Here is a 13559-nt window from a genome sequence, read left to right on the forward strand (position 1 = left end):
ATTCCACGTCCACATCGTCTCCTTGAGCCGAAGGCAGGACCCGTCATGACGCGCACCGTCGACGCCGCCGGCGGCCACTGGGTCCGATCGTGGGCCGCCGCACCGCAGCGGGCCGATCAGGATCTCCCCGACATCGCCGATGCGACCCTGCGCCAAGCGGTGCGCATCAGCTGCGGGGGCAGCCGGCTCCGGATCCGGTTCACGAACGAGTTCGGCGGAACCGGGGTGACGATCGGAGCGGCACGCGTGGGCATCGCGGGCCCCGACGGGACGGTACTGCCGGGCAGCGACCGCGGCCTCACCTTCGCCGGCGCCCCGTCCAGGTTCGTCCCGGCCGGAGCCCCCGCGATCTCGGACCCGGTGGATCTCGTCGTTCCGGCCCTGGCCACCCTGGTCGTCAGCGTCTACCTGCCCGGACACGTCAACGACGTCACCGGGCACAACCTCGTCGCCGGGCCGGGCTGGATCATCCCCGGCGACCAGACCTCGGCCGCCGGCCTGCCGCCCGCCGCCGAACGCCTGGACGGCCGGGCGCTGCTCTCGGGCGTCGAGACGCTCGTCCCCTCCTCCGCCGTGGGCATCGTCGCGATCGGCAGTTCCGTCACCGACGGGGCCGGCGCGACCAACGCGGCCGGCGGCGGCTGGCCCGAGCAGCTCGCCGCCCGGTTCGCCGCCGCCTCGAACCGACCGGCGGCCGTCGCCAACCAGGGCATCAGCGGCAACCGTCTCCTCAACGACGGCTTCGGCGCGTCGATCCTCGCCCGGTTCGACCGCGACGTGCTCGCATTACCCGGGGTGACGCACCTCGTCCTGCTCGGGGGCATGAACGACATCACCTTCTCCATCGCGCCCGGCGAGGTGGACCCGGAGTTCGCCGGGATCATGACGACCGATGCACCGATCGGCACGGCGGACGTCATCGCCGCGTACCGGCAGATCATCGAACGGGCGCACGCGCACGGCGTGGCGGTGTTCGGCGCCACGCTCACGCCCTGCGGCGGTGCGGGCTCCAGCACCCCGGACGGCGAAGCGGCCCGCCAGCACGTCAATGACTGGATCCGCGGCAGCGGAGCCTTCGACGCGGTCCTCGACTTCGACGCCGTGTGGCGCGATCCCGAGGACCCCGCCCGTATTGCGGCCGGCTACGACTTCGGCGACCACATGCACGGCAACGACGCCGGCTACCGAGCGCTCGCGGACTCGATCGACCTCGGGCTGTTCGACTGAGCCCTGTCGAGCGTCCACGCTAGGTGCCGTCCGGGGCGCAGGCGATGATGCCGTCGGTGACCATGTCCAGGGCCCGGGCGACGGCGGCCTGCTGCAGGTCGGCGGGCATGTCGCGCATCGGGCCGTCGAGGAGCAGCTGTGCCATGCCGTGCACGGTGGCCCAGGCGGCGAACTCCAGGAACGGGCGGCGGCCCGCGGCGATGACGCCCGCCTCGGCGAGCCGGTCCAGCAGGTCGACGAGCATCCGGAACGGCGGGGTCTCCATCGGGTCGACGGCCGGGCGGTCGGCGCCCGGGCCCGCGACGATCGGCGTCATGTGCGCGAACGCGGTGTGGAACAGGCCCGGGTTCTCCAGGGCGAAGCCGATGTAGCCCCGGCCCAGCGCGAGCAGCCGCTCCCGCAGCTGGTCGACCAGCTCGCCCTCGGCCGGGGCGCGCCCGACCTCCTGCTGCATGCGCCCGGCGAGCTCCAGCAGGGCGCAGTCCTTGACCGCGTGGATGAGGTCCTCGCGGTTGCTGAAGTGGCGGTACGCCGCGGTCGGCGAGACGCCGATCTGGCGGGCGGCCTCGCGCAGCACGACGGCATCCGGGCCGCCGCCGCGGGCGAGCTCCAGCGCGGCGCCGGTCAACGCGTTGGCCAGGTCGCCGTGGTGGTACGAGGGGCGGGTGATCTTGCCGGATTGCACCTTCATAGTCTGCCTCATGTTGACAACGTTCACATCCTGTGCGATGTTTACGGCGTTAAGTTTACAGCGTGAACATGAAGGGGGACAGACCCGTGTTGTACCGGTACGGCACCTTCATCCACCGTCGCGCCCGGCTCGTGCTGGTCGTCGCGGTGCTCCTGCTGGCCGCCGCGGCGGCGGCCGGCGCAGGCGTCTTCGGCCGGCTGGAAGGGGGCGGCTTCGACGACCCGGCGTCGGAGTCGTCGAAGGCCCAGCGGCTCGTCGACGAGCGCTTCGGCGGCCAGCCCAACCTGGTGCTGCTCGCCCACGCGGCCGGCGGCTCGGTCGACACCCCGGACGCCAAGTCGGCCGGTCAGCGGCTCGCCGATGAGCTGGGGCGCGAGCCGGGCGTGCGGGACGTGGTCTCCTACTGGGCCACCGGCGTGCCCGAGCTGCGCTCCGCCGACGGCGCCGACGCGCTCGTGCTGGCCCACATCGACGGCGACGACACGCAGCTGCGCCAGCGGGCCGAGGCGATCATCGGCCGCTACGCCGTCGACGGGCCGGAGCTCTCCGTGCGGGCCGGTGGCCTGGCGGCGACCAACGTCGACGTCAACGACCAGGTCGCGCGGAGCCTGGCCATTGCCGAGGCGATCGCCGTACCGCTCACGATGCTGCTGCTCATCATCGTCTTCGGCAGCGTCGTCTCCGCGCTGCTGCCCCTGGCCATCGGCGGCGTCGCCATTGTCGGCACGTTCGCCGAGCTGTCCGCGCTGGGCGCGGTCACCGACGTGTCGGTGTTCGCCATCAACCTCACCACCGCGCTCGGCCTGGGGCTGGGCATCGACTACGCGCTGCTCATGGTGAGCCGGTTCCGCGAACAGCTCGGCGCGGACACGCCGGTCGGCGAGGCGCTCGCCTCGACAGTGGCCACCGCCGGGCGGACCATCCTCTTCGCCGCCGCCACGGTCGCCACCGCGCTCACGGCGCTGCTGGTGTTCCCGCTGTACTTCCTGCGCTCCTTCGCCTACGCCGGCATCGGCGTCGTGGTGATCGCCGCGTTCGGCGCCCTGGTGGTGGCGCCCGCGCTGCTGGCGGTCCTGGGCCGCCGGGTGGACGCCGGCCGCCTGCCGTGGCGGCGGCGCCCGGCGACCACCGCCGGCGAGCCGTTCTGGGGGCGCCTCGCCGGTGCCGTCATGCGCCGCCCGGCGCTGGCCGCGCTGCCGGTCGTGCTCGGCCTGCTCGTCGCCGCGAGCCCCCTGGCCCACGTCGCGTTCGGCACGCCGGACGAGGGCGTGCTGCGCCCGGGCAGCGCCGGCCGGCAGGTCGGCGACCGGCTCGCCACCGGCTTCCCCAGCAACCAGCAGGCGGACATGGACGTCGTGCTCGACGGCGCGGTGAGCCGGGCCGACCTCGCCGGCTACGCGCAGCGGCTGTCCACACTGGACGGCGCGGCGCAGGTGTCCAGCAGCGCCGGGGTGTACCGCGGCGGGACCCGGGTCGGCGAGGGCAACCCGGCGCTGGGCCGGCCCGGCGCCGAGCGGCTCACGCTGAGCAGCCGGCTCGCCGTGAAGTCCGACGCGGCCCAGCGGCTGGTCCGGCAGGTGCGCGCGGCGCCCGCGCCGGCGACGGCCTACGTCGGCGGCGTCGACGCGGCGCTCGTCGACACCCAGCGATCCATCGGCGACCGGCTGCCGCTGGGCATCGCGATCGTCGTGCTCGCCTCGTTCGTGCTGCTGTTCCTGTTCACCGGCAGCATCGTGCAACCGCTGCGGGCGCTGCTGCTCAACGTGCTCGGCCTGTCGGCCACCATGGGCGTGCTGGTGTGGATCTTCCAGGACGGGCACCTGTCCGGCTGGCTGGACTTCACGCCCCGGCCGATGGACACCGCGATGACGGTGCTGATGTTCTGCATCGTCTTCGGCCTGTCGATGGACTACGAGGTGTTCCTCATCGGGCGCATCGCCGAGCTGCACCAGCGCGGCCTGCCGACCCAGGACGCGGTGCGGGCGGGGCTGGCCCGCACCGGCCGGATCGTCTCCGCGGCGGCGGCGCTGCTGGCGGTGAGCTTCTTCGCCTTCGGTACCAGCACGGTCAGCTTCCTGCAGATGTTCGGCATCGGCAGCGGCGTGGCCATCATCGTCGACGCCACGCTGATCCGCGGCGTGCTGGTCCCGGCGATCGTGCGCGGGCTGGGCCGGCTCAACTGGTACTCCCCCGCCCCGCTGCGCCGGCTGCACGCGACGGTAGCGTTGCGCGAGGCATAGGGGCATGCTGTGCAGGCATGACGAACTCTTCCGCGGCGCCCCTCGATCCGGCCGGCATCGAGGCGGCGCTGCGGCCGTTCGGTGCGTCCACCACGCTCCCCGCGGCCGCCTACACCGACCCGGCCGTGCTCGCCTGGGAGCGCCGGCACCTCTTCGCCGGCGCCTGGACCTGCCTCGGCCGGCTCGACGAGCTGAGCCGGGGCTGCACCCAGCGGGCGGTCACCGCCGGGGACGCCGGCGTGCTGCTGACCTTCGGCGCGGGCGGCGTGCGCGCATTCGCCAACCTCTGCCGGCACCGCGGCCACGAGCTGCTGCCCGACGGTGCGGCGGCGGACCGACCGGCCGCCGTCTGCCCGTACCACGGCTGGTCCTACAAGCTCGACGGCTCCCTCGCCGCCGCGCCGCACATGGCCGGCGTGGCGGCGTTCGACCCCGACCGGCTCGGCCTGGTCGAGCTGCCGGTCGCGGTGTGGCACGGCTGGCTGCTGGTCAACGCGGCCGCGGCCGCGCCGCCGCTTTCCGACTACGTCGGCGCGCTCGAGGAGCTCATCGCGCCGTACCACCCGGAAAGCCTGCACCTCGGCGCGCGGCACCAGTATCAGGTCGCCGCCAACTGGAAGGTGATCCTCGAGCAGTACCACGAGTGCTACCACTGCCCGCTCATCCACCCCGAGCTGTGCCGGGTCTCGCCGCCGGCCTCCGGCAAGAACTGGGCGCTGCCGGGCGCGTGGGTCGGCGGCGCCATGGACCTGCGCGAGCACGCGGAGACCATGTCGCTGGACGGCCGCGGCACCGGCGTGTTCATCGACGGCGCCCCGCGCCGCACGATCCTCTACGTGGCGCTGTTCCCCAACCTGATCATCTCCGCGCACCCCGACTACGTGATGACGCACCGGCTCACGCCGGTCGCGCCCGACCGCACCGACATCGAGTGCAGCTGGTACTTCCCCGACCCGGCCGTCGACCCGGCGTACGCCGCCGACTTCTGGGACCTCACCAACCGGCAGGACTGGGCGGCGTGCGAGTCGGTGCAGCGCGGCATCGGCTCCCCGCACTACGTGCCCGGGCCGCTGGCGGACAACGAGGACGCCGTGTACCAATGGGTCGCCCTCGTCGCCGCCGCCTACCTCGACCCGCAGGGTGCCCTGGCCGATCACTGCTCGCAGCCCTGACAATCAGGCGGAGCCCGCCAGCCACTCCTCCAACTCGGCCGCATACCGCGCCGCGAACCGCGGGTTCCACCGCCGGAAGTACACGCACGTGGCCAGCGAGTGAATGGCGTTGCCGAGCCGGATCCGCGCCGGCCAGTCCGCCGGCAGCGGGCACACCTCGTCGTAGGCGGCCAGGAACGCCGCCCGCCCCTCGGCGAAGCCGGCGAAGACGTGCTCGTCGAGCTTGCCGAACTCCATGAACCGGTCCGCGTACTTGCCGTGCTCGAAGTCGAGCAGGCAGACGATCCGCCCGTCGCGCAGCAGCAGGTTGGGCGGCCACATGTCCCGGTGGACCAGCCGCGCCCCGTCGTCGCCGCCGACGGCGTCCACGGCCCGGTGCAGCGCCGCGCCGAGCCGGTCGCGCCCGGCCGAGGTGAGATCCCCGGGCGCCTGGGCGAGCTTGCCGTCGATGTGGGCGTGCAGGAACGCGCGGGCGTCGGGATACTTGACGGTACCGAGGACGTCGCCGTACCAGTCCCCGGCGCAGGCGTGGACCCGCCCGACCAGCCGCCCCAGCTCCGCGGCGAAGGCCAGCCGCTGCCCGCCGTCCATCCCGTCCCAGGCGTCGGCGGCCGGTGTACCCTCCTGAAACTCCTGCACCAGCAGCGGCGCGCCCAGCCGGTCGCTCCGCGGCACGAACGCCCGGAACCGCACCACGGGCACGCCACCCTCGGCCGCCCGCCGCGTGGCGGCGATGAGCCCGCGCAGGTGCTCCGGGTCGGGGTCGCGCACCGGGGTCTTGACCAGCAGCCGCCCCTCGTCGGTGTCGGCGACCCACTGCCGGCTGGTGTGGCCGCCGTCGAGCCGCCGGATCCCGCCGACCCGCACCCCCGGGCAGGCCTCGACCAGCGCCGCCCGCACGACATCGTCCCCGATCGCCGTCTCCGTCATCGTTCCCCTGTCCCAGACCGCTGGAGTACCCCATGATGCCCGAGCTGACCGGCCGCCGACGCATCCCCTGGACCGCGCTCCCGCCCGGGATCCGCTCGGCCGTCGAGCGCCGCCTCGGCACCCGGGTCACGGCCGCCGCGGACCGCCCCGGCGGCTTCTCCCCCGGCGTCGCCGCGACCCTGCACCTCGCCACCGGCCGCGCGGTGTTCGTCAAAGTCACGCGCAGCGACCCCGAGGCCGGGTTTCATCGCCGGGAGATCGCGATCAACCGCCGCCTGCCGCCGGCCGCCCCGGTCCCCCGCCTGCTCGACGCCTACGACGACGGCACCTGGGTGGCGCTCGTGTTCGAGCACGTCGACGGCGCCCTGCCGGCCCAGCCGTGGCACCCGGCCGACCTGACCCGCGCCCTGACCGCGGCCACCGCGGCCGCCGAGGCGCTCACCCCGTCACCGATCCCCGCAGCGGAAGCCTCCCGCCCCCGCCTGACCGGCGGCCCGTTCACCGGCGACACGCTGCTGCACGGCGACCTGTACCCGTTCAACATCCTGCTCACCCCCGACGAGGTCCGTCTCGTCGACTGGCCGCACGCCTGGGTCGGCCCGCCCTACGGCGACGTCCTGACGCTGCTGTCCACGGCCCCACTGAGCGGCCTGAACCCGGAGCCGTTGCTGGCCGCGAACCCGCTCACCCGCGGCGTAGCCGCCGAGGAGATCGACGCCTACCTGGCCGCCCAGGCCGGCTACCTGCTCCGCCTGGCCGCCACGGCCGCCCCGTCCACCGACCCGGCCCTGCGCACCATGGCCGCGACCTTGGGCCGCTCCGCCCTGCGCTGGCTCCGCGTCAGGAGCGGCGGGCAACAGCCATTCGTCAGGAGCGGCGGGCAACGGCCATGAGGAACGCCCCGACGAGGAGAGCGACGGCGCCGAGCACCGCCCACACGGTCATGATGAGCCAGTTGCCCGACTCGGACCCGATCTCGACCCGGATCCCGATGATGGCCAGCGCCGCGAAGGCGAACAGCCCGATGCCGACCGGCCGCGCCCACGTGTTGGTTCCTCCTGCCACAGCGCCAGTGAACCACGCCCACGCAACCGGCGACGCTGGATGCGGTTGCGCCGCCTTCCGCCCGGGCAGCCACGTCGGCCCGAAGCGAGCCGGGACGATAGCCACGCGGCCGGCCGTCGCGGACGTATCCCCGTCGCGCCGAACATCCGGTCGGCGCGCCCGGGACCGGACGTATGTCTCCGTGATCATGCTGTCCGCGATCGCCGCACCGCGGGTTTTTCATGATCCAGGAGACATTCGGTACACAGGTGTACATGAACACTCCGTGATCATGAAAAACCGTTGGTGTCGCAGCCGGTTCGGCATGATCGCGGAGACTTCTGGCCGCTGAGCTGCGCTGTGCTTGCGGCGCTGTGCTCCGGGGGTGCAGCGCCGGCCGTGTGGGACCTGATCGCGACCCGCCGCGTGGAACCTTGATCCCGGATCGCGGATCACGCCCGCCGTGCCCGGCCCGGACGCGCAGACCCGGGCATCGCGGCGCCGGCGCGCATGGCGCCGCTGGCGTCGCCGGTTCGCGGGCGCAGCGCAGGCGCGAGGCCCGGCGCGGGGCGCGGACGCCAGGCCGGCGCGGACGCGGCGCAGGGCGCGGACGCGGCGCAGGGCGCGGACGCGGCGCAGGGCGCGGACGCGGCGCGGGGGCCCGGCGCGAGGCGCAAGCGGGGCGCAGCGCAGGCGCGAGGCCCGGCGCGGGGCGCGGGCGCCAAGCCGGCGCGGGCGCGGACGTGGTGCCCGGCGGGGACGCGGGGCGCGGCGGGAGCGCGGGGCACGATGGCTGCGGGCGGGCCATGCCGGCCGCGCGCGGAGCCACGGACGGGCCGGCGGCGGCCGTGGCGGGCACGGCCGGCAGTCGCTCCGCGCCAGGCGGCGCCGCACGGCCCAGGGCACCGCCACGCGCGCGCGGCGCTCGGGGATGGGGGTCAGCCGAGCTTCACGGTTACCCCCCGGTCGCGCAGGTCGGTCAGGACGCGGGCGTTGTCGAACGCGGTCAGCATCGGGATTTCTTCGCCCGAGCGGCGGACGGACTGGACGCACCTGAACGTGCGCAGCGCGGGCATGTCCGCGAGCGCGGACAGGTCGACGGCCCACGGGGCCGTGCCCTGGCCGTTGCCCCACAGGTGCAGCTCCTCGATCGCGGTGCCGGCCAGCGGGCCCAGGTCGGTGACCGCCTGGTGCCCCAGGCGCAGCTCGCGCAGCGCGGGAAGCCGGGCGAGCGGGCCGACGTCGGTGATCCCGAATCCGCCGTCGAGGTCCAGGCTGCGCAGGCCGGTGCAGCCGGCCAGGGGCGTCAGGTCGCTCACCCGGCACAGGTCGAGGCCGAGCTCCTCCAGCGCCGGCAACGCCTCGGCGATGCCGGCGAGCGACTCGATGTGGAACTCGTCGCTCTCGCCGTCCCAGTAGGTCCAGATCATGCGGATGACCCTCGGGCCGCCCGCGTACCAGTACAGCCGCCGGACCGAGGCGACCTGCTCCCGGGAGACCGGAATGGCCAGCAGCGCGTCGGCCACCTCGTCGCGATACCGGTAGTCGCGGTCGTCATCGTCATCGTCGTCGGTGTCGGCCGGGTCGAGGGTCCGGTTGAACGCCTCGAGATCGAACGGTGGCAGCACCCCCGATTCCAGCAACGCGTCGACGACCGCGAGCCGCAGGTTCACATCCTCCACGTGTTTCCGCCTCCCTTTCGCGGCGAACCCGGGACCGGGAGCCGGCAGACCCCGGCCCCCGCCCTGCTGTCAGACGAGCCGGCGGATGTCGCCGCGGGCGCGGTAGAAGCCGCCGCGGGTGGCCTCCCGGACCTCGGTGACCACGTAGCGGGCGTTGGGCTCGCGGATGCCCTTCGGGAACTGGACCTGCCAGTCCTGGTGGTAGCCCGGGCTGACGACCCGGATGCGCAGCCGCCCGCCCTCCTCCACGCACTCCACGACCACGCCACCGGCGGCGTCGGTGGCGACCTCGACCGTGGTGGACGGCGCGACCCGGTCCATCCGCGCCGGCGCCTTCACGTCGACGAACTCCGGCACCACACCCTGCTCCGCCGCCCGCACCGCCTCCTCGCTGGCGTCGATGCAGGCCAGCGAACCGTCGGTGGTGACGATGTAGAGCTTCTCGTCGTGATACTGCATCGAGTAGGCGCTGCCGCAGCCCGTGCCGAGCTTCCACAGCCGCTGCCCGTCGGCAGCGAAGCAATAGACCGAGGAGCGGTGGTCGCCGGCGAACACGTAACGCCCGTCGGGGGCGGTGGCGTTGGAGAAGACCGTGTCGTCGCAGCGGTAGGTGACGCCGGGGCGGCCGTCCTTGCCGAACTCGAGCACCGAGTTGGACGACATGCCCGCGTAGACCTTGTCGCGCTCCTGCCAGCCGAACAGCACCGCGCCGTTGGTGCCCCGGTGCCAGCGCTCGTCGCCGGTGCGCCAGTCGTAGCTGGTGACGCCCTGGCTGTGGCCGTGGTAGACGGCGGTGGCGTCGCAGCGGACCATCCAGCCCGACTGGCCGCGGCCCTGCCGCCGCCACAGGAACTCGTCCTCGTGGTCGATGCTGCACACCCCGCCCTTGGCGTCGGAGACGCCGAGGATGCCGTCGTGGATGTCGAGCCAGTAGATGTCGATGTCGGGGGCGATCGCGTAGGCCAGCCGGGGCACCTTGCCGGACAGGTCGTAGACGTTGCCGTCGTCGCAGCCGGCATAGATCCAGGCGTCGTCGGCGACGATGCACTTGACACCGTCGGGCAGCTGGAACTGCCGCTCCACCGTGGCGTCGTGGCGCAGGACGGTGATGGTGCCGCTCTCGTTGCCGACCATGCACCCGTCGTCGTCGATGAAGATGCCGAAGGCGGGGGCGCCCGAACGATATTTCCACAGCACCGGAGCGGTCTTCGCGGTCGAGCGCTGGCTGACGATCACCCGCCGGGTCACCGACCGCGGCGCCCGCTGCCCGGGCACCGCCGGCGCGTAGCCCTTGCGCACCTTCTCGCCGATCTTCTTCGCCGCGTCAGCCAGCGCCTTCGTCGAATCGGCATAGGTGGTGGTCTTCGTCTGCCCGGCATCGCCGATGCGCCCGTAACGGACCGACATCTGGTTGCCGTCCACAACGACCTCGTAGAACTTGTGCGCGCTCCCGGATTCCTCGGACAGCTCCAGATACGTCGTCTGCGGCATCGGCCGGCACCTTTCTTTCGATGAGGGGTCGGCGACAGCCTAGCGACGGGGTACGACAAAAAATCGGGGGCCGGATAATGGTCGGATGCCGCAACTGCGTGAGGCCCTCGACACGGTGCTGCAGGACGTGCCGCCGGCCCGGCTGACCGACTCGGTGCGCCGGCTCATCGAGGTGTACCGCGGCGGCCTGCCCGCCGGCGAGCCCCTGCTGCGCAACATGGTCGACGCCACCGCGTATGCGGCCTACCGCATGCCTGCCACGCACGCCGCCGTCGCCGCGGCGCTCGCGCGGCTGCCCGGCCTCGCCCCGGACAGCCACGTCGACCTCGGCGGGGGCACCGGCGCGGCGGCGTGGGCGGTCCGCGACGCCTACGGCCCGATCACGACGACCGTTTTGGATCAGGTGCCGGAGGCGCTGAAGCTGGGCGCCCGCATCGCCGGGAACGAGGGCATCGCGTGGCAGCAGTGGCGCCTCGGCGAGCCGGTGCCCGGCGCCGACCTGGTCACGGCGGCATACGTGCTGACCGAACTGGACGAGCCGCAGCAGGAAGAGCTGGTGGCGCAGGCGAGCGCGGCCGCGACGAGTGCCGTGGTGCTCATCGAGCCCGGGACTCCCCCGGGGTACCGCCGAATCCTCAACGCCCGCGACCGGCTGATGGCCGCCGGCTGGCAGATCGCCGCGCCCTGCCCGCACCAGCTCGGCTGCGGCCTGCAGGGGCGGGACTGGTGCCACTTCGCCGCCCGGGTCAACCGCTCCGCGCTGCACCGCCGGCTCAAGGACGCGAGCCTGGGCTACGAGGACGAGAAGTACACCTTCGTCGCCGCCACCCGCGGCCCCGCCCCGACGGCGCCGGGCCGCGTCGTGCGGCATCCCGCGTTCCGTAAGGGCCTCGTCACGCTGCAGGTGTGCCGGCCCGACACCGCGGTCGGCCCGGTGCTGGTGCCCAAGCGGGAGGGGCCGCTCTACAAGGCGGCCCGGGACGCGGAATGGGGCGACCAGTGGCCGCCCCATTCCCTGCCGTGAACCGTTACGCCTGGTCCGCCACGAAGGCCGAGACCCAGGCCAGCGACGCGTTCCAGTTGATGGTCAGCTCGTTGGTCGACCAGGACTGGATGTCGTCCATGTAGCACAGCTGCGGCTTGCAGCCGCGCAGTGCGGCGCCGGCGACCTCGTCCTGCAGCTGCGAGTTCGGGCCGCCGGCGAGGCTGCCGCGCGGCGGGTTGGGCAGCTTCGGGTCGAGCTCGTGGGCGTACCACCGGCTGTGCTGGTTCTTCGAGGCCTTCTCCCCGTAACCGGTGACGTAGGACTGGTTCAGCGCGTTGCGGCCGAGGATGTAGTCCATGCCGGACATGACGCCGTCGCGGTAGGCGGCCTTGCCGGTGACGTCGGACGCGGTGGCCACGACGGCCAGGTTGTTGAGGATCTGGCTGTTGGAGCCCCAGTCGTACCCGGTGCTCGGCGCGTACGGCTGCCCGTAGGCCTGCCCGGCCATCACCTTGAGGTAGCGGTCGGCGCCGTCGACGACGCTCTGGCGCACCCGGTCACGGTCGATCAGCTTGTTCGGCACGGTGGCCAGGTCGAGCCGGGCGAGCGCGGCGGTGTTCTGCCAGTCGAAGGCCCGGGCGAACACGTCGGCCTTGTGCAGCGGGGAGGCTAGCACGGCCGAGGAGTACTCCTTGTCGCCGGTGGTGAGGTACAGCTCGGCCGCGGCCCAGTAGAACTCGTCGGACACGTCGCTGTCGGCGTAGGCGCCGCCGCCGGTCGAGTCGGAGTCCGGCGCGTACATCGTCGGGTGCGCCAGTGCCGCGGCGTAGGCGGTCTTGGCGGCGGTGAGCAGCTTCTCGGCGTACCCCTTGTCATAGGCGCCGAACACCCGCGCGCCCTGCGCGGCCGCGGCGGCGAGGTTCAGGGTGGCCGCCGTCGAGGGGGCGTGCAGCTGCCGCGGCTGGGTGTCGGCGGCCGGGTCGGTCGGCAGGGCGGTCCAGCCGGCGTCGGTCACCTTGTGGTGCGCCATGCCGGCCAGCGGCTGCCCGGCCGGGACCTGCATCTTGGTCAGGAAGTCGAGCTCCCAGCGGGCCTCGTCGAGCACGTCGGGGGTCTTGCCGCCGGCTTCGGGCAGGCGCAGGGCGCGGGCCTGCGCGGCCTTGGGGGAACGCTCGTAGAGGCTCATCAGCTGGGCGACGGAGATGCCGCCGTTGACGACGTACTTGCCCTGGTCACCGGCGTCGTACCAGCCGCCGGTCACGTCCAGGGTGTAGTTGCAGACACCCGGCTGGCAGGGCACCTTGCTGTCGCCGCCGCCGGGGGTGTCGGCGGTGTGGCCGGCCTTGCGGGCGTAGCCGGGGGCGATCTGGTCGGCGATGTCGATGCCGCTGCGCTGCGGGTAGTAGAAGGAGAGCGAGTCGATGCTCAGCTGCTGATAGGCCTTCGGGTCCAGGTCGAAGGGCAGGCTCGACTTGCCGTCGACCTCGAGCGTGTAGGTGCGGCCGGCGCCACGGTACGAGCTGAAGTCCACGACGTGCGTGTTCTGCCCGGAGCTGGCGTCCATGCCGTGCGGCTGCGACTTGCCGGAGGCGACGACCGTGCCGGCGTCGTCCTTGAGCTGCCAATCCAGCGGCTGCGTGGCGTCGGAGATGACGGTGGCGCGCTTCGGGCCGTCGGGCAGGTAGCCGACCTGGTTGACCCGCACGGGAGTGTCCGGGATGTGGTCAGGCGTGGCGGGAAACGCGTAGGCGCTGTCGGTGCCGACGGTGCCGGTCAGGCCGCCCTCGTGTCCGGGTCCGGAGAAGACGATCGGCAGGGTCACCGCCGGCACGGCCACGATCACGGCGGCGGCGGCAATGGCGGCCAGGCGGGCTTTGCGGGAAACCAGGAAGGCGGGCAGACGCACAGCTCTCCTCGGTGGTCGGGGTCAGGGGGTCCACGCCGCGGCAGGAATTCGGGTGATGGAACGGATGATTGCCGCGCGTTCTGGCGAACCTAGCGGCCGACAAGCCGCATGAAAAGGACAAAAACCCCTCTATGTGATCTAGACCACATGAGAGGGGCAACATGGCACAAAAACTCCTACAACTGCAGGAG

11 protein-coding genes are annotated in these 13559 nt (G+C 73.2%); 5 read left to right on the forward strand and 6 right to left on the reverse strand.

All coding sequences use genetic code 11. From position 1 onward, the window contains the following. Positions 1-45 precede the first annotated feature (45 nt). The gene (locus tag ACQPXD_RS32765) at positions 46-1227 is read left to right on the forward strand and encodes an SGNH/GDSL hydrolase family protein (RefSeq protein WP_432825201.1); all 1182 of its coding nucleotides are present in this window, start codon (positions 46-48) and stop codon (positions 1225-1227) included. A gap of 19 nt (positions 1228-1246) precedes the next feature. Here ACQPXD_RS32765 and ACQPXD_RS32770 read toward each other — a convergent pair whose 3' ends face one another. Continuing rightward, positions 1247-1930, reverse strand: a complete 684-nt coding sequence (locus ACQPXD_RS32770; RefSeq protein ID WP_432825202.1) for a TetR/AcrR family transcriptional regulator — start codon at positions 1928-1930, stop codon at positions 1247-1249. Positions 1931-1986: 56 nt separating this feature from the next. Here ACQPXD_RS32770 and ACQPXD_RS32775 point away from each other — a divergent pair, with 56 nt between their 5' ends. Continuing rightward, entirely contained in the window at positions 1987-4158 is a 2172-nt protein-coding gene (locus ACQPXD_RS32775) for an MMPL family transporter (protein ID WP_432825203.1), read from the forward strand. 17 nt (positions 4159-4175) lie between these two features. Next, positions 4176-5330, forward strand: a complete 1155-nt coding sequence (locus ACQPXD_RS32780) for an aromatic ring-hydroxylating oxygenase subunit alpha (RefSeq protein WP_432825204.1) — start codon at positions 4176-4178, stop codon at positions 5328-5330. A 3-nt stretch (positions 5331-5333) separates the two neighbouring features. Here ACQPXD_RS32780 and ACQPXD_RS32785 read toward each other — a convergent pair whose 3' ends face one another. Then, positions 5334-6260 carry a phosphotransferase family protein gene (locus ACQPXD_RS32785; RefSeq protein WP_432825205.1) on the reverse strand — a complete coding sequence of 309 codons (927 nt, stop codon included), beginning with the start codon at positions 6258-6260 and terminating at the stop codon, positions 5334-5336. A gap of 32 nt (positions 6261-6292) precedes the next feature. Here ACQPXD_RS32785 and ACQPXD_RS32790 point away from each other — a divergent pair, with 32 nt between their 5' ends. Then, positions 6293-7153 carry a hypothetical protein gene (locus tag ACQPXD_RS32790; protein WP_432825206.1) on the forward strand — a complete coding sequence of 287 codons (861 nt, stop codon included), beginning with the start codon at positions 6293-6295 and terminating at the stop codon, positions 7151-7153. Here ACQPXD_RS32790 and ACQPXD_RS32795 read toward each other — a convergent pair. The 3 genes from ACQPXD_RS32795 to ACQPXD_RS32805 all read right to left on the reverse strand — a co-directional run bounded on the left by ACQPXD_RS32795 (position 7128) and on the right by ACQPXD_RS32805 (position 10477). Then, complete coding sequence (locus ACQPXD_RS32795; RefSeq protein WP_432825207.1) at positions 7128-7325, reverse strand: hypothetical protein; 198 nt, start codon at positions 7323-7325, stop codon at positions 7128-7130. The genes ACQPXD_RS32790 and ACQPXD_RS32795 overlap by 26 nt on opposite strands. Positions 7326-8242: 917 nt before the next feature. Beyond that, complete coding sequence (locus ACQPXD_RS32800) at positions 8243-8986, reverse strand: leucine-rich repeat domain-containing protein (RefSeq protein ID WP_432825208.1); 744 nt, start codon at positions 8984-8986, stop codon at positions 8243-8245. A gap of 69 nt (positions 8987-9055) precedes the next feature. Then, positions 9056-10477: a WGR domain-containing protein gene (locus ACQPXD_RS32805; protein ID WP_432825209.1), complete on the reverse strand. Its 1422-nt coding sequence runs from the start codon at positions 10475-10477 to the stop codon at positions 9056-9058. Between the two features lie 85 nt (positions 10478-10562). Here ACQPXD_RS32805 and ACQPXD_RS32810 point away from each other — a divergent pair, with 85 nt between their 5' ends. After that, positions 10563-11501 carry a small ribosomal subunit Rsm22 family protein gene (locus tag ACQPXD_RS32810; RefSeq protein WP_432825210.1) on the forward strand — a complete coding sequence of 313 codons (939 nt, stop codon included), beginning with the start codon at positions 10563-10565 and terminating at the stop codon, positions 11499-11501. Between the two features lie 4 nt (positions 11502-11505). On the opposite strand, the gene ACQPXD_RS32815 is transcribed toward ACQPXD_RS32810, so the two are convergent. Continuing rightward, entirely contained in the window at positions 11506-13368 is a 1863-nt protein-coding gene (locus ACQPXD_RS32815) for a glycoside hydrolase family 9 protein (RefSeq protein ID WP_432825211.1), read from the reverse strand. Between the last annotated feature and the right edge of the window lie 191 nt (positions 13369-13559).

The organism is Dactylosporangium sp. CA-092794 (genome assembly GCF_050948465.1).
Taxonomy (GTDB): domain Bacteria; phylum Actinomycetota; class Actinomycetes; order Mycobacteriales; family Micromonosporaceae; genus Dactylosporangium.